The organism is Megasphaera sp. SW808 (genome assembly GCF_012027795.1).
In the GTDB taxonomy this organism is placed as follows: Bacteria; Bacillota; Negativicutes; order Veillonellales; family Megasphaeraceae; genus Megasphaera; species Megasphaera stantonii.
The window spans coordinates 1-16,730 of sequence record NZ_SJOT01000026.1; the positions used below are offsets into that span (position 1 = coordinate 1).

Sequence of the window (16,730 nt, forward strand, 5' to 3'; positions counted from 1 at the left end):
GCAACGGCGGCCGTCGGAACGGACGCCGCCAAAACGGGCCACGTCAAACTGTCGTGGCGTGAAAAAATCTGTTACGGCTTCGGCGATTTTGGGAACGGCTTCATGTTCGACTTGGGCCAGGCCTATTTGACGAAATACTGGATCGACGTCTGCACTATCCCCGCCGGCGCCGTAGCCGGGATCTTCGCCTTCACGAAGATCTTCGACGCCTTCATGGATCCTATCGCCGGTTCGGCTATCGACAGCCGCAAAAACATCGGCCCCCGCGGCAAATTCCGCCCGGTCATGATGATTTCCAGCATCATCCTCGCTATCCTCACGGTCATTACCTTTACGATGCCGGAAATTTCCACAGCCGGCAAAATCCTCTTCGCCTACGGCGCTTACATGGCCTGGGGCCTGGTCTATTCCTTCACGAATATCCCCTACGCATCGTTAGCCAGCGTCATGACCCGCGACGTCGAAGAACGAAGCCAGATGGCTACGACCCGTCAGGCCGGCTCCATCGGGGCCCAGCTCATTACGGGCATCGCCTTCGTCCCCATCGTACTGCTCTTTGACCAGCCCCATCACGGCTTCTTCGTAGCTTCCATCGTCATGGCTGTCGTCGGTGTCCTCGGCTTTGCCATCTGCTACTTCAACTGTCACGAACACGTTCCCGTCAAGAGAAATACGGCGAAGGAACAGAAAGCGAAATTCTCCGACTACATCAAAATCGTATTTACCAACAAGCCGTTATTGTGCATTATCTTGATGACCTTATTCACGATTTCCGCCATGAATACGAACAACCAGATGATGATCTTCTTCTGCCAGTATAACCTGGGCCACATGGGCCTGCAGCCTGTCGTCAACGGCATCATGATGGGCTGCTCGGTCATCGGCATCCTGCTCATTCCGAAGCTGGTAAAGATGTTCGGCAAGAAAAAGACAGCCATCGGCGGCCTGCTCATCGGCTGCGCGGCAGACATTCTGAACTTCGTCATCCCGACGAACCTCTATTCCTTCATCATCCTCGTCACTATCGGCTATGTCGCCCTGGCGATTCCGAACGGCATTACGTGGGCCTTCGTCTCCGACGTCATCGACTACAGCGAATGGCACAACGGCATCCGTAAAGAAGGCATTACCTACGCGGCCTTCAACTTCTCCCGCAAAATCGCCCAGGCCATCGCCGCTATCGTAAGCTCGGGCATCCTGGTCCTCACGGGCTATGTAGCCAACGCCGTACAGAGCGAAATGACCCTGACGGGCATCAAGGCCGCCATGACCTTGTACCCCGGCGTCGCCCTCGGCATTGCCGCCATCATCCTGTACTTCTTCTACGGTTTGACAGACGACAAATTCAAACAGATTGCCGAAGACCTGAACAACGGCAAATGGGAACACGGCACCATCGAATAATCTTGGAAAATAGATTGAAATTATTGGGAACTATCTGATATAATACTAGTATACAAGTTTATACAGGAAGGGCCGACGCCGCATTCGCCGGCCTTCCCGTATTCTTTGTATCCATAGGAGGAGATTGGTTATGATCGACACCCACTGCGGATATTGCGTAAAAGGCGAGCCGCTGGCGAAGTTCGGCATCTACATCTGCGACTTGCCCGTCAGCATGCTCATCTTATTCAAGGAACAGAGCCATCCCGGCCGCTGCATCGTCGCCTATAAGGACCACATCAGCGAAATGACCGACATGAGCGCCGAAGAACGCCATGCCTTTTATGACGACGTAGCCCGCGCCGCCAAGGCCATTCACGCGGCCTTTCATCCTGACAAGGTCAACTACGGCTCCTACGTCGACACGGGCTGTCACCTGCACGTCCACCTCGTGCCGAAGTACAAGGACCAGTTCGAATGGAACACGACCTTCGAGATGAACCCGCAGCGCGTCTTCCTGACCGACGAAGAATACGCAGACATGATTGAAAAGATCAAGCAGAATGTATAGGAGGAACTCACATGATGGATAAGATCGACGTAGTAAAGAAAATTCAGGAAGTCGGCGTTTGCGCCGTCATTCGCGGCAAAGACGCGGAAGAAGCCATGGCTATGTCCGACGCTTGCATCGCCGGCGGCGTCACGATTATCGAATTGGCCTTCACGACGCCTCAGGCTCATGAAGTCATCGCCGCGTTGTCCAAGAAATATGCCGATAACCCCGACGTCGTCATCGGCGCCGGCACCGTCCTCGACGCCGTCACGGCCCGCATCGCCATCTTAAACGGCGCGCAGTTCATCGTTTCGCCGGCCTTTGATTTGGAAACGGTCAAGCTGTGCAACCGCTACCGCATCGCCGTCATGCCTGGCACGACGACCCTCAACGGCGTCATCGCAGCTCTTGAAGCCGGCGCCGATGTCATCAAGATCTTCCCGGGCGAAATTTTGGGCATGAAAGCGATCAAAGCCATCCACGGCCCCATTCCTCAGGCTCCTCTCATGCCGACAGGCGGCGTCAACGCCGAAAACGCCGGCGAATGGATCAAAGCCGGCTGCGTAGCTGTCGGCGCAGGCGGAGCGCTGACAGGCGGCGGAAAAACGCCGGCTGAAATCACCGAAGCAGCTAAAAAGTTCATCGCTTCCGTCAAAGCGGCTCGTCAATAATTCCGATACCACATTCCTTTATATATTTTCTCTCTCTCAGCAGGCAGGGCTGCGCAGGACGCGCGGCCCTGTTTTACTGTCTTCCAAAAATGCATAGGGACTGCCGGCACTGCCGCCGTCAAATGAATGCACTACACACTATAAAAAGCTGCCGCACGAAGAAAATCATTCTTCCTACGGCAGCTTTCGCATTATTTCAATATATCCAACATATCTTCTACAGAATCAACGATGTAGTCGGCCTGCTCCGCTTCGAACATAGCCCGCGCCGCCGGGCCGTCCAGCCCCGTAAGCGTCCCGATCATGACGGCTCCCATGGCCTTGGCGCACCAAATATCGGCCATAGAGTCGCCGACGATGTAGTACTCGCCGTCCTTGAACTCATCGGGGCGGCTGACATACTCAGCATACCGCTCGGGATAGGTACCGAAGGCCCCGGCGTAATAGGCGAAGGGATTCGGCTTGTCGAGGGACAGGCCCAGCATCTTCGATGCTTCGTCTACGTCCGTATAGGTCGCCACGTGACGGGGATCGAATTCTTCGTCCCAATGATAGGCCGCAAAGGGAACGGCCGTCTCCATACGCGACCGTCCCGTAGCAATGGCCAGGGCATAGCCGCGCCGCTTCAGCTCCTGAAACATGCGCCGTATGCCCTCGGCCGTTCCCAAGGGGACTTCACGGCGCAGAAAGCCTTCCTTCCCCGGCGCATAGGGCGCCTTGCCGTAGGTCTGTTCATACAATTCGTCGCCGAAATACCATTCCTGAAAGGCTTCAAAGTGCAGCTGCCATAACGGGGAATCGAGAGCCGACCATGGCGCAGCAATCCCCAAGGAGGCTTCGATGGCTTTCGTCAAATACGCGAACACGTCATCCTTGCCGGCATCGTCCGGCACGGCTCCGGCAAGGCGCTCCATGACCGCTGCGGCGTCGGGAACGGCGTACCCTTGCAGCCGCCGGCCCAGGGCGCAGACGTCGGCCATCGATTCTATGACAATATCGTCCAGCGAATGGCCGTCGGCCTTGTATTGCTCCAGCAGCATCCACAACGTCGCCACAATATGGGCGTGGGTCATGTCCCAGTTGCTGTTGACACCGTGCTTCTTGAGCCAGATCAGGATGGCGTCGTCGAGCCAAAAGCGGGCTCGCAGGGCGTCGATTTCTTCGTCTGTCAGCTCCGCCCTGACCGTTTCATGGCCCAGATTCATAAACGACGGGCTGTAGTACCATTCCCATACCGTCAGGGCCGACACGTCGAAATAGCGTTTTTCGCTGAGAAGCACGCCGTCTACGTCAAAAATAACAGTTTTCATGATGACTCCTTAAAAGGTCTTATCTAAATGCCCGACCGTTTTCTTATTTCCCTTGACGTGGGACCGTTCTTCCAATACGGCCATGACGTCGTTAACGCTGACGCCGGCCGCTTCCCACAATACAGATAGGTGATAGAGCAAATCGGCCGATTCCTTGCATACTTCCAGGCGCAGGTCGGCGCCGTCGCCGGCGTCGGCGTTTTTGGCGGCAATGATGACCTCCGCCGATTCTTCGCCGATTTTCTTGCAGATCTTATCCATGCCGGTCTGGAGCAAATAGGCCGTATACGATTTTTCCGTCGGATGAATCTTCTTTTCCTCAATCTCGTCGCGCAAATCGGACAGCATAGACAGGCTGCCCGCATACGTCCCGTCCCAGCCGTCGAGGCGGCGGAAGAAGCACGACTTGCTGCCCGTATGGCAGGCCGCGCCGATCTGGTCTACGACGACCAGAAGCGTGTCGGCGTCGCAGTCGACAAAGATATCCCGTACCTTCTGGAAATGGCCCGACGTTTCGCCCTTATGCCACAGCTCCTGCCGGCTGCGGCTGTAAAACCACGTTTCGCCGCTTTCAACGGTCTTCTGCAGCGACTCGGCGTTCATATAGGCTACCATGAGGACCTTGCCGCTCCGCCCTTCCTGCACGACGGCCGGCACGAGGCCTTTGTCGTCAAATTTTATATCTGTCAAACCTACTGTTTCCACTATTCTGCTCCTCTCATGGCAACGCCCTGTTCTTTCAGGTATTTCTTCAGCTCCGGAATGGGGATTTGTCCGAAATGAAAGACCGACGCCGCCAGGGCTGCGTCGACGCCGACGTCAAAGACGCGCTTGAAATCTTCCATCGTCCCGGCCCCGCCGGAGGCGATAATCGGCACGGGCAGCTCCGTCACCAGACGGCGGTTCAGCTCTAAATCAAAGCCGGCTTTTTCGCCGTCGGCATCCATGGAATTCATGCAGATTTCCCCGGCTCCCAGGGCCACGCCCTGCTTTGCCCAAGCAATGGCATCGATGCCCGTATTTTTCCGGCCTCCTTCAACGTATACCTGCCAGCTGCCGCGGCCGTCGCGCTTGGCGTCGATGGACAAGACGACGCACTGGCTGCCGAAGCGCAGCGCCGCCTCGCGGATGAGGTCGGGCCGCATCACTGCCGCCGAATTGACCGACACCTTGTCGGCCCCGGCCCGCAGTACCTGATGGAAATCGTCGATACTGGCGATGCCGCCGCCGATCGTAAAGGGAATGTCGATAGCTTCAGCTACGGCCCGGACGACGTCGATGAAGATATTCCGCTTTTCATGGGTCGCCGTAATATCGTAGAAAACGAGCTCATCGGCCCCTTGCTCCGAGTAAAATTTCCCTAATTTCACTGGGTCGTCTACGTCGCGTATATTTTTAAACTGCTTGCCCTTGACGACGCGGCCGTCGCGCACGTCCAGGCACGGTACGATTCGTTTGGCCAGCATCCTACATTCCCCCTAACGCCCGGATTTGAGCCATTGTAACTTTCCCCTCGTACAAGGCCTTCCCCGTAATAGCCCCGTAGACCTTCATGGCCTGGAGCTGCTTCAAATCGTCGATGCCGCTCACGCCGCCTGAGGCGATGAGGCGGATGAAGGGCAGCTGCTGCAACAGGGACAGCATTTCCATGTTCGGCCCCGTCAGCATGCCGTCGCGGCTGATGTCGGTATACACGATGGTGTTGACGCCGATGGACAAGAGAAAATGGGCAAAGGGCAGGACTTCCTTATCGCTGCCGTCTACCCAGCCCCGCGTCGCCACCATGTCGCCCTTGGCGTCGATGGAAACAGCCAGGGCCGAGCCGTATTTCTTGGCCATGTCCGTAATAAAGGCGGCGTCTTCTACGGCCTTGGAGCCGATGATGACCCGGTTGACCCCTTCTTCCAAATACGTTTCAATCGCTTCTTCGCTGCGGATGCCGCCGCCCACCTGGACGGGAATGTCGACGGCGTCGCAGATGCGGCCAATGACGTCGGCGTTGCGGCGATCGCCGGAAAAAGCGCCGTCCAAATCGACGACGTGCAGGAACATAGCCCCTTCATCGCGCCATTTGACGGCCGTCTCTACGGGATCGTCAAAGTAGGTCGTGCTGTCTTCCTTCACGCCCTGGCGCAGGCGGACGACCTTGCCGCCTTGTATATCTATCGCCGGAAATACGATCATAGTCTCATCCTTTCTCTTGTACGTACGCAATGACATTCTGCAGGAGCCGCGCCCCTACGGGGCCGCTCTTTTCGGGATGGAACTGAAATCCCAGGACGTTGTCCCGGCCGCAGATAGCCGGCACGGCCTGTCCGTAATCGGCCGTAGCGATGACGTCGGGCGAATCGGCAGGCGACTTATGATAGGAATGGACGAAATACACGTAGGGATGGGCCGGCAGCCCCTTCTGCAGCCAGTGGCTGCTGCGGAATTCCAGCTCGTTCCAGCCCATATGCGGCACCTTCAGCGTCGTGCGGAACGGCACGATGTCGCCGGGCAGAAAGCCAAGGCAGTCGTATTCGCCGCCTTCGTAATCCTTTTCAAACAACGCCTGCATGCCCAGGCATACGCCCATGAAAAACTTGCCCGCCCGGACCTGCTCTTCCAGTACGGGAATGAGCTCGAATTTTTTCAGGTTCGCCATGGCGTCGCGAATGGCCCCGACGCCGGGCAGCTCGATGAAATCGGCCTGCCGGATGACCGCCGGGTCGCGGGTAATGTCGACGGCCACGCCCAGGCGCTTCCAGGCGTTGTACACGTTGGCCAAATTGCCAACTTCGTAATCGATAACAGCTACCTTCACGCTACAGCACCCCCTTCGTAGACAAGACGGCCGACTCGTCGCCGCTGAGCGACACGGCTTCGCGCAGGGCGTGGCCGAGGGCCTTGAAAACCGATTCGACGATGTGGTGGGCGTTTTCGCCGTAGAGATTCGTCACGTGCAGGTTCATGCGGCCGTGGACGGATAAGGCGTAGAGAAATTCTTTCAGCATTTCCGTCTCGAAGGCGCCGATGCGCTCGACATTCAGCTTCACGTCGTATACCAGATAGGGCCGTCCGCTCAGGTCGACGACGACGCGGGTCAGGGCTTCGTCCATGGGGCAGTAAAACATGCCGTAGCGGCGGATGCCCTTTTTGTCGCCCAAGGCCTGAGCCAGCGCGCCGCCCAATACAATAGCCAGATCCTCCACGGTGTGATGGGTATCTACATCCAAATCGCCGTGGACGTGGAGGGTAATATCCATGCCGCCGTGGCAGGCCAGCAAATTCATCATGTGGTCGAGAAAGCCGATGCCCGTCGTACCGGCAAAGGTTCCCGTACCGTCTATATTGAGAGAAAGGGCAATCTGCGTTTCCGCCGTTTCCCGTTCTATCTGGGCGCTACGCATGGCCGACCTCCTTTCGAATCACTTCGACAACTCTTTGTACGACGTCCCTCGTCGTAACGGTAATGCGCAGGCAGTTCTGCAGGGCCGCGGCCTTGTAAAAGCGGACGCAGATGTCGGCCTTCTTCAAGGCATTGACGACGGCCGGCCCGTCGGGCACCCGGATGAGGACGAAGTTGGTCACGCTGTCGTATACGGTGACGCCGTCTATCTGCTTCAGCTCCGCCGCCAGATACTCGCGGGCGGCAATAGTCGGCGGGATGTTATGGGCCAATATCACATCGCGGTATTTCATGGCCGCCAGCGCCGCAATCTGCGCTAAATTACCTACATTGTAGACCAGCTTGACCAGCGACAAGGCGTCGATGACCTCCTTCTGCGCCACGGCGTAGCCGACGCGGACGCCGGCCAGCCCGAAGGCCTTGGACAAGGTGCGGATGACGATGAGGTTGTCGTAATCAGCCAATTTAGTAATGATGCTGTCGCTGCCGGCAAATTCGATATACGCTTCGTCGACGACGACAGGATTCGGCGAGGCCTGTAAGACCGCTTCCAAGAACGACAGGGGCAGGAGCTCGCCTGTCGGGTTATTGGGATTGCAGAGTACCGTCAGCTTCGGCTGCAGCTCCTGTACAGCCTGCAGCAAGGACTTCCTGTCGCGCGTAAAGCCCGGCAAATCGGGAATCTCTACGACCTTGCCCCCGACGATTTGGGCGTCGATGCCGTATATGTCGAAGGTCGGCCCGTGGACGAGGACCGTATCGCCTTCGTTCAAAAAGGTATTGGCAATGATGCTGATGATTTCATCGCCGCCGCAGCCGACGAGGACTTCCTCAGGCCGGCACGACACGTATTCGGCCAAGGCCGCCCGCAGCTCCTCGGCGAAAGGATCGGGATAGTGATACGACGGCGTTTGGCTCAGGCGGGCCAAAAATTCCGCCTTCACTTCGGGAAAATCAAATATATTATAAGGACTTTCGTTGGCGTTGATGACGGTGCGCTCCTTGATTTCCGGGACGACGTAGGGCTCGAAGGAACGTATCGTCCGGCGCAGCCATTCTTTATTCATGGTCCATCCTCCTCTTTACAGCCAGCCCGTGAGCTTGCAGGCCTTCGACATTGGCAAAGGCCATGACTTTTTCCGCGACGGCTTCAAAGGCTTCCTTATCGTACTGCAGCAGGCTGCTGCGCTTGACGAAATCGTACACGCCCAGAGGCGACGAAAAGGCCGCCGTCCCCATCGTCGGCAAGGTATGGTTCGGCCCGGCGAAGTAGTCGCCGATGGGCTCCGGCGTATAGGGGCCGATGAAAATCGCGCCGGCGTTGACGATATCTCCAGCCAGAGTTTCAGCGTCGGCCGTATCCAGCTCCAAATGCTCCGGCGCAATGAGGTTCATGACCTCGACGGCCTGGTTCATATCCTTCGTCACAAAAATCTTTCCGTACTGTTCTACCGACGGCGCGGCAATATCCCGCCGCGGCAATTCGTCGAGCTGCCGACGGACTTCTGCTTCTACCTTTTCCGCCAAGGCGCGGCTCGGCGTGACGAGGAAGACCGCCGCCCGCGCGTCGTGTTCCGCCTGGGCCAGCAGGTCCGCCGCCACCCAGACGGGGTTGGCCGTATCGTCGGCCAGCACGCCGACCTCGCTCGGCCCGGCGATCATGTCGATGCCGACGGTGCCGAAGACGAGGCGCTTGGCCATGGCTACGTAGGCGTTGCCCGGCCCGACGATTTTAAAGACCGGCGGGATGGATTCGGTGCCAAAGGCTGCCGCGGCAACGCCCTGGGCTCCGCCGGCTTTGTAGATTTCCGTCGCGCCGGCGACGCGGGCCGCCGCCAAAATATAGGGATTGACGGAGCCGTCCTTCTTGGGCGGCGTAAAGACGGCAATAGACGGCACGCCGGCGACGTGAGCCGGGATGATATCCATGAGCACCGTCGACGGATAGGCCGCCGTGCCGCCGGGAACGTACACGCCGACGCGCTGTATCGGCGTAAACTTCGCCCCTAAGCGCACGCCGGGGCGGAACGTATCCATCCACGTCGTCTCGACCTGCCGTTCGTGATACGTCCGGATATTGGCCGCCGCCTCTTCCAACACAGCCATGAAGTCGGATCCAACAGCCGCGACGGCCGCGTCGATTTCTTCTTCCGTTACGAGAAACGAATCGAGAAAGGGCCCGTCAAATATGGCCGTAAATTCCTTCAGGGCTTCGTCGCCCCGTTCCTGCACAGCCTGCAAAATATGTTCTACTCTCTGGCGAATGGCCTCGCTTTCCGACTGGTTCCGCGCCGTAATCGCCCGGACCTGCCGCAGCGTCAGCCCTTCTTCAGGAACTTCTATCCATTCCACTGTCCATGCCCCCTCGCTTATGCTTCCAAATCCTTCTCTTTGACGACGTCGACGAGACGCCGTATGTCTTCGTATTTCATCTTAAACGACACGGGATTGCAGATCATGCGGGCGCTGAAATCCATGAAATACTCGACGACCTCCAGGCCGTTGGCTTTCAGCGTATTTCCCGTCTCGACGATATCGACGATGACGTCGGCCAGCCCCACGATAGGCGCCAGCTCGACGGACCCGTTCAGCTTGATAATATCGACGCTGCGGTGATTCTGCTCGAAATGGCGGCGGGCGATGCGGGGATACTTCGTGCCGACGGTAATGCGCTTCGTCATATCCACGGGCTTGCCGGCAATGGCCGCGACGGCCATGCGGCAGCGGCCGATGCCCAAATCGAAGATTTCGTACACGCCGGCTCCCGGCGCTTCTTCCAGCAGGACGTCTTCGCCGACGATGCCCACGTCAGCCGCTCCCCGTTCGACGTAGACGGCTACGTCCGGCGATTTGACGAGGGTCACCTTGAGCGTTCCCGTACTGTCTTCAAAAATCAGCTTGCGGCTGTCGGCGGTATAGGTCGGAAAGGCATATCCGCTTTCCTGCAAATAGGCCATGACCGCCTTGTGTATGCGCCCCTTAGCTAGGGCAATGTGAATCGCCATCTTAAAGCCCCCTCATCGCTTCTTCCAGATCTGCCGCCGTCACGGCCCGGCCGTCCTTGTAATACGAGCCGCCGCGGTATACGGCGTGGATGCTGTAATCGCGGCTGTCGATAAAGGACGACTCGGGGTAGGCCGCCACGCGGAACCCCTGGCTGCGCCAGCGCATCAAATCGCGGACCATGACCTGATCCGACGCCGCATAGGAAACGGCCAGCTGGAACGACGGCTCCGCCTGGGCCAGCAGGCCGGCGTCGTTCATGAATTCGTACAATAAGTTGATGTTCATGCCGAAGCCGCAGGCCGGCCGGTCGATGCCGAACTGGGCCGACAGCGTATCGTAGCGGCCGCCGTCGATGACGTCGTACAGCGCGCCGTCGACGTATACCTTGAACACCATGTCCGTATAATAGCCCAGCCGGCTGGCAAAGCCGAAGTCGAGCTGCACCTTGTCGGCAAAGCCGGCGTATAAAATATAATCGTAGATTTTTTCCAGCCGCGCCAGGGCGTTGAGCATGCCGCTGTTCAGGCAATAGTCCTTCGCCTTGCCCAGGGTCTGGGCGTACGGTCCGAACAGGACCGGCAGCGCTTCCAGGGCGCAGCGGGCGTTTCCCGGCAGGGACAAGCCGCTCAGATAGCGGCGCAGGGCGACGAGATTGCGGTCGGCCAGATAGGCCCGCAGCCGGTCCTTCTCCGCTTCCTGCAAGGGCAGGGCGTCGAACAAGGCCTGCGTATACGCTGCGGTGCCGATGTCAATGCGGATGTTTTCGACGCCGACGGCCTTTAGGATTTCCGCAGCCATGACGATGACCTCGCCGTCGCACTCGGGGCTCGGATCGCCGAGGATTTCAATGCCGCCCTGCAGGAAATCCTTGCCGTAGGTGCTGCGGCCGAAATATTCCCGAAAGACGGTGCTCACGTAACCGAACTTCAGCAGCTGGTTCGGCCGGGGAAACTCCCGGGCCGCCGACTCTACGAGGGGCAGCGTCACGTCGGGACGCAGGACGAGGACCCGTCCGTCCGTATCGACGGTCTTTACCATCTGCCGGCGCAGGTGCGGAAAAAAATGCTGATATACGTCGTAATCTTCAAAGCTCGGCGTCTCGACGATCTTGCAGCCGTGGTTCATGATTACGGAAATAATCTTTCCCTGAATTCGGTCATAATTGCGCATTTCGTCATGATGAAGCATTTTCACCCCATCAAGCGTATTCGGTTTCATCGCATGACCTCCTTTTACGTCTGTCTATTTTGCTTTATTACTTTATCAAGGTAAATCGATAAAGTAATGGCTGACATAAATTGTAACACACTGGAGGCGAAATAAAAATACCTTTTCTTAAAAATTTTACTTTTTTTACACGTCTTCTTCGGCTTGTTTTAAAATTTTCTTCACGGCCTTTTCAAACTTCGGCCGGGGAATCATGACCCGATGGCCGCAGCCGCAGCAGCGGATGACGAAATCGACGCCGATACGCATGACCTCCCATTCGTTTGAGCCGCAGGGATGGGGCTTTTTCATCTGTACGACGTCACCGATATGATACCGAATAAAATTTGCCATATACATTCTCCTTTTCTGATAAAAAACGATAGTATATATAGTATATAGGGTAATGCCCGAAAAGGATAGAGAAAAAGAGGCCCGGCAGCCCTTCTATTCCCTTTTCGCCCTCCCTGTGGTAGTATATTGGATAATAGCCGGCCTATCGAGCCCCTATCTTTTTTTATTTTCTGCAAGGAGGCACCGACTTGACACCGAACTTACAAAAACTGCGCTATACGTATTTGCTTCTCTATACCCTCGGCGGCGTCTGCACGCTCATGACCCTGGCCCTGCTGATCTGGGTCGCCGTCTGTATCGCCCTGGAAGCCGAGCCGTTAGCGGCCATTTCCTTCTTATCCCACTTGCCGACGCCCCTGCGCTTCGTCATCATCATCGCCGTCATGGCCATTTCCATCGCCGCCTGGCAGTACGGCGCCAAATACCACCAGCAGTACGAAGCAGCCCTGAAGCAGCGCCGCACGGAAAGGTAAAAAACCATGAGAAAGACGGAATTCATGGACCTCTTGAAGTACTACTTCCGCCGCAGCGACAAGACCGATTTGAAAGGGATCTTGGAAGACTGCGAAGAACAGTTCCGCCTGGGCGCGAAAAAGGGCCTGACGGAAGAAGAAGTATGCGCCAAGCTGGGCCATCCTAAAAACATATACCGCTACTATATCGGCAAACCCATCGTGCCGGAAGACAATCTCAGCATGACCGGCTCCGCCGACGCGCCGGCGCAGGAGGCGCCCGAGGCTGCCCCTGCCAAGCCGTCCCAATTCTACGATTGGGAAAAAGACCCGGCCCATCGCCGCCGCCCCAAAATCCGGGAAGCCTACTATCCCATGCCGCAGCCCGAGCCGCCCCGAAACTACGATGCTTACGCCGAAGGGCCCCAGCGTCCTAAGGCGAAAGGTCCTACAAAACGGACAGCCGGTGAAGACGAGCTGCAGTGGAATGACAAGGCGGCCATCCCCCAGGCGGCAAAGGCCATTGCCAGCCCCTTTTTAGACATATTCGGGGCCTTGTTCAATATCGTCAGCACCATACTATTCTTCGCTTTCGCCCTGGCGCTCCTCGCCTCCATCGCCGTATACAGCCTGCCGCCGTATATCTTCTCGGATTTGCTGCCCCTGCCGACGCTGTCCGTCTCGACGATGGCCTTCGCCGTCCTGGCCCTGCTGTTCGCGGCCCTGACTGCGTCGTACGCCAGCCAGGCCTGCCACCGCACGGCCCGCAATGCCAGAAACCCGCAAAGGAGGGACGGATAATGGGAAAAGTCGTCATATGCCTCATCCTGACGCTGGTCTTTTCCTTTCTCAGCGTCCAGTCGTTCCTGAGCAACGACTACGCCCGCCTCCAGCGCTGGCTTGCCTATTATCAGGAATATAAGGCCTTTGAAGAAGCGGTCAAGCGGGGAAACGCCTCGAAGGCCGAGCTCTTTGAACGGCTGAAAACGATGTATCCCGGCCAGGCCAGCGAGCTGGAAGCCCATCTCAAGGAAAAGTACGGCGACCTGACCGACACGGCAAAGGATACGCAGAGCACCTTGTCCGACACGCTGAACGACACCCTCGAAACGTTCTCCTCGTCCCACGCCGACATCGACGCCATAAAAAAGGAAGCCGAAAGCAGACTTTCCTCTAAGGCCGAAGACGCCGAACAGGCCGTTTCCGAGCCGAAGCGTTCCGCCTCCCGCGAAAGCAGCAAGGACACGGAATCGAAACGCACTGCCGATGCCAAAGAACCGCGGCGATCTGAGTCGGACACAGTGAAAGAATAATTTTTCCATTTTTATTAAAAAATAATTATTATCCATTGATTTTATTTTGTAAATAGAGTATAATGTACTCAGAGGTCAGGAAAGAGACCTGACAAGAGGCAGCGCAGGCTGCGAGTTTACGTATGAAATCATGGAGGTATCGATATGGAATTAAAAGGAAGCAAAACTGAAAAAAACTTAATGGCAGCATTTGCCGGCGAATCCCAGGCAAGAAATAAATACACCTATTATGCAAGCGTAGCAAAAAAAGCCGGCTACGAACAGATCAAAGCCTTCTTTGAAGAAACGGCCAACAACGAAAAGGAACACGCTAAAATCTGGTTCAAACTGCTCAACGACGGCATGCCGAACGACATCGACGCGCTGAAAGACGCAGCCGCCGGCGAACATTACGAATGGACGGAAATGTACCCGACCTTCGCCAAAGAAGCCAGAGAAGAAGGCTTCGAACACATCGCCTACCTGTTTGAAAAAGTAGCGGAAATCGAAAAACACCATGAAGAACGCTACCTGGCCCTCCTGGCCAACATCGAAAACGGCACGGTCTTCAAGAAACCGGCGACGAAAACATGGGTATGCCGCAACTGCGGATTCATCGTCGAAGGCGAAGAAGCTCCGGAAGTATGCCCGGTCTGCGCTCATCCGCAAGCTTTCTTTGAATTGAAAAACGATAACTACTAAACCACCATATATAACGAGACACCATCACACATCCGAAAGCGGAGGCAGGAATCCTGCCTCCGTCTTTTGTCGTCAGAAAATTTTTGCCGCCAAAATATTGACATTCGGCACAAGAGATGGTATGATTCTTATCAACAATCATATATTGATTTCATCAAGAGCAGCCGAGGGAATGGCCCTATGACGCTGCGGCAACCCCCAAATGGGATAGGTGCCAAGTCCAGCGGATACATCCGACAGATGAACACATACGTAACCAAAGCCGTCATCTGTCGACGGCTTTTCTTTTTACCCGTATCGTCGCCGGCCCATCCTATGGCAGGCCGTCCTGCCTCTTGCCATGTGATTGATTCAGTATCAGAAAGGATGAACAACCCATGAACTCTTCTATCAAAAAACTCCTTGCTGCGGCCCTCATCGCCGCGACCTGCGTATTTGCCGCCGGCTGCGGCAGCTCCGACAGCGGCTCAGCCGACAAAAAGGAAATCGCCATCGGCGTAACGGCCGGCCCCCATGCGGAAGTCATGGAACAAGTAGCTAAAGAAGCAGAAAAACAAGGCCTGACCATCAAGGTCGTCGAATTCAACGATTTTGTACAGCCCAACAAAGCCTTGGCCGAAGGCGATTTGGATATGAACTCCATGCAGCATCAGCCCTACCTCGACAACGTCGTCAAAAACCAGGGCATGAAGCTGACCTCTATCGGCAAGACCATTATCCTGCCCATGGCCGTATATTCCCACAAATATAAAAACATCAGCGAAGTCGCCGACGGCGCTAAGGTTACCATTCCGAACGACCCGACCAACGGCGGCCGCGCCCTCCTGCTCCTGCAGCAAGTCGGCCTCATCACCCTTAAAAACGGCACCTCCGTCGACGCCTCCGTACCGGATGTCGTAAACAATCCGAAGCACCTCGAATTCATCGAGCTCGACGCCGCCCAGATTCCCCGTTCCCTCGACGATACGGACTTGGCCTGCGTCAACACGAACTACGCCATCCCGGCCGGCTTAAACCCGCAGAAGGATTCCCTCCTCGTAGAAGACAAGGATTCGCCGTACGCTAACGTCATGGTCGTCCGCGAAGATGAAGCCAATAACGAAACGTATAAAAAAGTCCTGGCTATCTACCAGTCTGAACCGATTAAAAAATTCATCAACGAACACTTCCAAGGCACGATTCTCCCGGCATTCTAAGAGAAACGGACATCGAGCCACCACGGCATAGCCCCTCGCGGCTATGCCGTTTTTAGTTATACGCTTATACGCTGCAGGAAATAATATAGTATAATGAAATAGTAAAAGGAAACTACGCGTTAAGGAGATGACAGCTGATGAAACACATCGTAATCCTATCGGGCAGCCCCAGAAAAAACGGAAACACGAACCTCTTGTGCCGCCAATTTCAGCAAGGAGCCGAAGAGGCGGGCCACAGCGTACGCTTTATCCCCCTGGCGGAAAAACGCATCGGCTTCTGCCGGGCCTGTGACGCCTGCATGCGCAGCGGCGGAGCCTGCATCCAGAAGGACGACATGGAAAATATCCTCTGCGCCTTCCAGCAGGCTGACGTCGTCGTACTGGCGACACCCGTCTATTTTTACGGCGTCAGCGCCCAGATGAAGGCCTGTATCGACCGTACCTATCCCATTTGGCAGCACCTCGGCCGCAAGGAAGTATACTACATCGTCTCCGCCGGCTTAGGCGAAGACATCATCGCCCGCTCCCTCGGCGACCTGGACGGATTTGTCGAGCACTTCGAGCAGTATGAAATCAAAGGCCGCCTGTACGCGTCCAACGTCATGGAAGCCGGAGCCGTCCGCACCCTGCCGGTCATGGAAGCAGCCTACCAGGCCGGCCTTCACGTATAGAGCAGGAGGATACTGATGGAATCATTACGATACAGAAAAGCCCGGACCGAGGATATGGAAGCCGTCATGGCCCTGCAGACCGCCGTCTTTCACGGCGAGCAGCTTATCCCCCGGGACGCCGTTGAAGCCTTTCTAGCCATGGAGCCCCAGTGCTGGGTCGCCGAGCTGGACGGCGTCATCGTCGGCACGGCTGCCGCCTGGCATGAAGGCGGACAGCTTCACTGGGGCCGGTTCCTCGTGACAAACGCCCTGCGGGGCAGGCACATCGGTACGAAATTAGCGGCCTTTACCTTTGCAGAACTTTTCGCCCAGGGAATCGATTCTATTTTTATGGAAGCCCGCGACACGACTGTCGCCATCGTCGGCAAGATGGGCGGAACCGTCGCAGGAGAGCCCGTCCCCTTCTACAAAGGCACGGTCACGCCCGTATGGATCACGAGAGCAGCCTTTGCCCGATGCAGCCAGGAAATGCAAAATGGATGCTCCTCGTAATATACAAGAAAGCATCCACAAGCTGCGGTTTCAGCCGCAAGCCATGAACCG

General features: G+C 56.6%; 21 protein-coding genes and 1 riboswitch. Of the genes, 10 read left to right on the top strand and 11 right to left on the bottom strand.

Features of this window, described 5'->3' with window-relative positions:
- The 3 genes from E0L13_RS09380 to E0L13_RS09390 all read left to right on the top strand — a co-directional run.
- On the top strand, positions 1 to 1,404 hold a 1,404-nt coding region (locus E0L13_RS09380), incomplete at its 5' end, for a glycoside-pentoside-hexuronide (GPH):cation symporter (protein ID WP_168062008.1).
- A 130-nt stretch (positions 1,405 to 1,534) separates the two neighbouring features.
- Entirely contained in the window at positions 1,535 to 1,954 is a 420-nt protein-coding gene (locus tag E0L13_RS09385) for an HIT domain-containing protein (RefSeq protein WP_168062010.1), read from the top strand.
- Positions 1,955 to 1,965: 11 nt separating this feature from the next.
- A complete protein-coding gene (locus E0L13_RS09390; protein WP_232818735.1) occupies positions 1,966 to 2,607 on the top strand; it encodes a bifunctional 2-keto-4-hydroxyglutarate aldolase/2-keto-3-deoxy-6-phosphogluconate aldolase in 642 nt (213 codons plus the stop codon).
- A gap of 191 nt (positions 2,608 to 2,798) precedes the next feature.
- Here E0L13_RS09390 and E0L13_RS09395 read toward each other — a convergent pair whose 3' ends face one another.
- The 11 genes from E0L13_RS09395 to E0L13_RS09445 all read right to left on the bottom strand — a co-directional run bounded on the left by E0L13_RS09395 (position 2,799) and on the right by E0L13_RS09445 (position 11,874).
- Positions 2,799 to 3,917: an HAD hydrolase-like protein gene (locus E0L13_RS09395; RefSeq protein ID WP_206081611.1), complete on the bottom strand. Its 1,119-nt coding sequence runs from the start codon at positions 3,915 to 3,917 to the stop codon at positions 2,799 to 2,801.
- A gap of 9 nt (positions 3,918 to 3,926) precedes the next feature.
- Positions 3,927 to 4,622: a bifunctional phosphoribosyl-AMP cyclohydrolase/phosphoribosyl-ATP diphosphatase HisIE gene (gene hisIE, locus E0L13_RS09400; protein ID WP_168062011.1), complete on the bottom strand. Its 696-nt coding sequence runs from the start codon at positions 4,620 to 4,622 to the stop codon at positions 3,927 to 3,929.
- Entirely contained in the window at positions 4,622 to 5,383 is a 762-nt protein-coding gene (gene hisF, locus E0L13_RS09405) for an imidazole glycerol phosphate synthase subunit HisF (RefSeq protein WP_168062013.1), read from the bottom strand. Before hisF ends, hisIE begins: the two co-directional genes overlap by 1 nt.
- Position 5,384: 1 nt before the next feature.
- Entirely contained in the window at positions 5,385 to 6,101 is a 717-nt protein-coding gene (gene hisA, locus E0L13_RS09410) for a 1-(5-phosphoribosyl)-5-[(5-phosphoribosylamino)methylideneamino]imidazole-4-carboxamide isomerase (protein WP_095629301.1), read from the bottom strand.
- A 4-nt stretch (positions 6,102 to 6,105) separates the two neighbouring features.
- Positions 6,106 to 6,723 carry an imidazole glycerol phosphate synthase subunit HisH gene (gene hisH / locus E0L13_RS09415; protein ID WP_168062015.1) on the bottom strand — a complete coding sequence of 206 codons (618 nt, stop codon included), beginning with the start codon at positions 6,721 to 6,723 and terminating at the stop codon, positions 6,106 to 6,108.
- A 1-nt stretch (position 6,724) separates the two neighbouring features.
- Complete coding sequence (gene hisB, locus E0L13_RS09420) at positions 6,725 to 7,309, bottom strand: imidazoleglycerol-phosphate dehydratase HisB (RefSeq protein WP_087477913.1); 585 nt, start codon at positions 7,307 to 7,309, stop codon at positions 6,725 to 6,727.
- A complete protein-coding gene (gene hisC / locus E0L13_RS09425) occupies positions 7,302 to 8,375 on the bottom strand; it encodes a histidinol-phosphate transaminase (protein WP_168062017.1) in 1,074 nt (357 codons plus the stop codon). Before hisC ends, hisB begins: the two co-directional genes overlap by 8 nt.
- Positions 8,368 to 9,660: a histidinol dehydrogenase gene (gene hisD / locus E0L13_RS09430; RefSeq protein ID WP_087477911.1), complete on the bottom strand. Its 1,293-nt coding sequence runs from the start codon at positions 9,658 to 9,660 to the stop codon at positions 8,368 to 8,370. The genes hisC and hisD overlap by 8 nt, the downstream gene beginning before the upstream one ends.
- Positions 9,661 to 9,677: 17 nt before the next feature.
- Complete coding sequence (gene hisG, locus E0L13_RS09435) at positions 9,678 to 10,313, bottom strand: ATP phosphoribosyltransferase (protein WP_087477910.1); 636 nt, start codon at positions 10,311 to 10,313, stop codon at positions 9,678 to 9,680.
- Between the two features lies 1 nt (position 10,314).
- Positions 10,315 to 11,532, bottom strand: a complete 1,218-nt coding sequence (locus tag E0L13_RS09440; RefSeq protein WP_107195452.1) for an ATP phosphoribosyltransferase regulatory subunit — start codon at positions 11,530 to 11,532, stop codon at positions 10,315 to 10,317.
- A gap of 135 nt (positions 11,533 to 11,667) precedes the next feature.
- Complete coding sequence (locus E0L13_RS09445) at positions 11,668 to 11,874, bottom strand: DUF951 domain-containing protein (RefSeq protein ID WP_087477908.1); 207 nt, start codon at positions 11,872 to 11,874, stop codon at positions 11,668 to 11,670.
- Between the two features lie 188 nt (positions 11,875 to 12,062).
- On the opposite strand from E0L13_RS09445, the gene E0L13_RS09450 reads away from it, so the two are divergent.
- The 7 genes from E0L13_RS09450 (at position 12,063) to E0L13_RS09480 (ending at position 16,679) form a co-directional block, all read left to right on the top strand.
- Positions 12,063 to 12,347 (top strand): hypothetical protein, encoded by a 285-nt coding sequence (locus E0L13_RS09450; RefSeq protein WP_087477907.1) that lies wholly within the window; start codon positions 12,063 to 12,065, stop codon positions 12,345 to 12,347.
- Positions 12,348 to 12,353: 6 nt separating this feature from the next.
- A complete protein-coding gene (locus tag E0L13_RS09455) occupies positions 12,354 to 13,127 on the top strand; it encodes a DUF1700 domain-containing protein (protein WP_168062019.1) in 774 nt (257 codons plus the stop codon).
- Positions 13,127 to 13,639, top strand: a complete 513-nt coding sequence (locus E0L13_RS09460; protein ID WP_168062020.1) for a hypothetical protein — start codon at positions 13,127 to 13,129, stop codon at positions 13,637 to 13,639. The genes E0L13_RS09455 and E0L13_RS09460 overlap by 1 nt, the downstream gene beginning before the upstream one ends.
- 144 nt (positions 13,640 to 13,783) lie before the next feature.
- A complete protein-coding gene (gene rbr / locus E0L13_RS09465; RefSeq protein WP_087477904.1) occupies positions 13,784 to 14,320 on the top strand; it encodes a rubrerythrin in 537 nt (178 codons plus the stop codon).
- A gap of 148 nt (positions 14,321 to 14,468) precedes the next feature.
- Positions 14,469 to 14,567: riboswitch (SAM riboswitch) on the top strand.
- Positions 14,568 to 14,697: 130 nt separating this feature from the next.
- Entirely contained in the window at positions 14,698 to 15,516 is an 819-nt protein-coding gene (locus E0L13_RS09470; protein WP_095629293.1) for a MetQ/NlpA family ABC transporter substrate-binding protein, read from the top strand.
- A 137-nt stretch (positions 15,517 to 15,653) separates the two neighbouring features.
- Positions 15,654 to 16,187 (top strand): flavodoxin family protein, encoded by a 534-nt coding sequence (locus tag E0L13_RS09475; RefSeq protein ID WP_095629292.1) that lies wholly within the window; start codon positions 15,654 to 15,656, stop codon positions 16,185 to 16,187.
- A gap of 15 nt (positions 16,188 to 16,202) precedes the next feature.
- On the top strand, positions 16,203 to 16,679 hold the full coding sequence (locus E0L13_RS09480; protein WP_168062022.1) for a GNAT family N-acetyltransferase: 477 nt from the start codon (positions 16,203 to 16,205) through the stop codon (positions 16,677 to 16,679).
- The last annotated feature ends 51 nt before the right edge of the window (positions 16,680 to 16,730 follow it).

Coding starts and splice junctions, on each gene's coding strand:
- E0L13_RS09385 (WP_168062010.1), top strand. CDS start 1,535: ATGATCGACACCCACTGCGGATATTGCGTAAAAGGCGAGCCGCTGGCG.
- E0L13_RS09390 (WP_232818735.1), top strand. CDS start 1,966: ATGATGGATAAGATCGACGTAGTAAAGAAAATTCAGGAAGTCGGCGTT.
- E0L13_RS09395 (WP_206081611.1), bottom strand. CDS start 3,917: ATGAAAACTGTTATTTTTGACGTAGACGGCGTGCTTCTCAGCGAAAAA.
- hisF (WP_168062013.1), bottom strand. CDS start 5,383: ATGCTGGCCAAACGAATCGTACCGTGCCTGGACGTGCGCGACGGCCGC.
- hisA (WP_095629301.1), bottom strand. CDS start 6,101: ATGATCGTATTTCCGGCGATAGATATACAAGGCGGCAAGGTCGTCCGC.
- hisB (WP_087477913.1), bottom strand. CDS start 7,309: ATGCGTAGCGCCCAGATAGAACGGGAAACGGCGGAAACGCAGATTGCC.
- hisC (WP_168062017.1), bottom strand. CDS start 8,375: ATGAATAAAGAATGGCTGCGCCGGACGATACGTTCCTTCGAGCCCTAC.
- hisG (WP_087477910.1), bottom strand. CDS start 10,313: ATGGCGATTCACATTGCCCTAGCTAAGGGGCGCATACACAAGGCGGTC.
- E0L13_RS09440 (WP_107195452.1), bottom strand. CDS start 11,532: ATGAAACCGAATACGCTTGATGGGGTGAAAATGCTTCATCATGACGAA.
- E0L13_RS09445 (WP_087477908.1), bottom strand. CDS start 11,874: ATGGCAAATTTTATTCGGTATCATATCGGTGACGTCGTACAGATGAAA.
- E0L13_RS09455 (WP_168062019.1), top strand. CDS start 12,354: ATGAGAAAGACGGAATTCATGGACCTCTTGAAGTACTACTTCCGCCGC.
- E0L13_RS09460 (WP_168062020.1), top strand. CDS start 13,127: ATGGGAAAAGTCGTCATATGCCTCATCCTGACGCTGGTCTTTTCCTTT.
- rbr (WP_087477904.1), top strand. CDS start 13,784: ATGGAATTAAAAGGAAGCAAAACTGAAAAAAACTTAATGGCAGCATTT.
- E0L13_RS09470 (WP_095629293.1), top strand. CDS start 14,698: ATGAACTCTTCTATCAAAAAACTCCTTGCTGCGGCCCTCATCGCCGCG.
- E0L13_RS09475 (WP_095629292.1), top strand. CDS start 15,654: ATGAAACACATCGTAATCCTATCGGGCAGCCCCAGAAAAAACGGAAAC.
- E0L13_RS09480 (WP_168062022.1), top strand. CDS start 16,203: ATGGAATCATTACGATACAGAAAAGCCCGGACCGAGGATATGGAAGCC.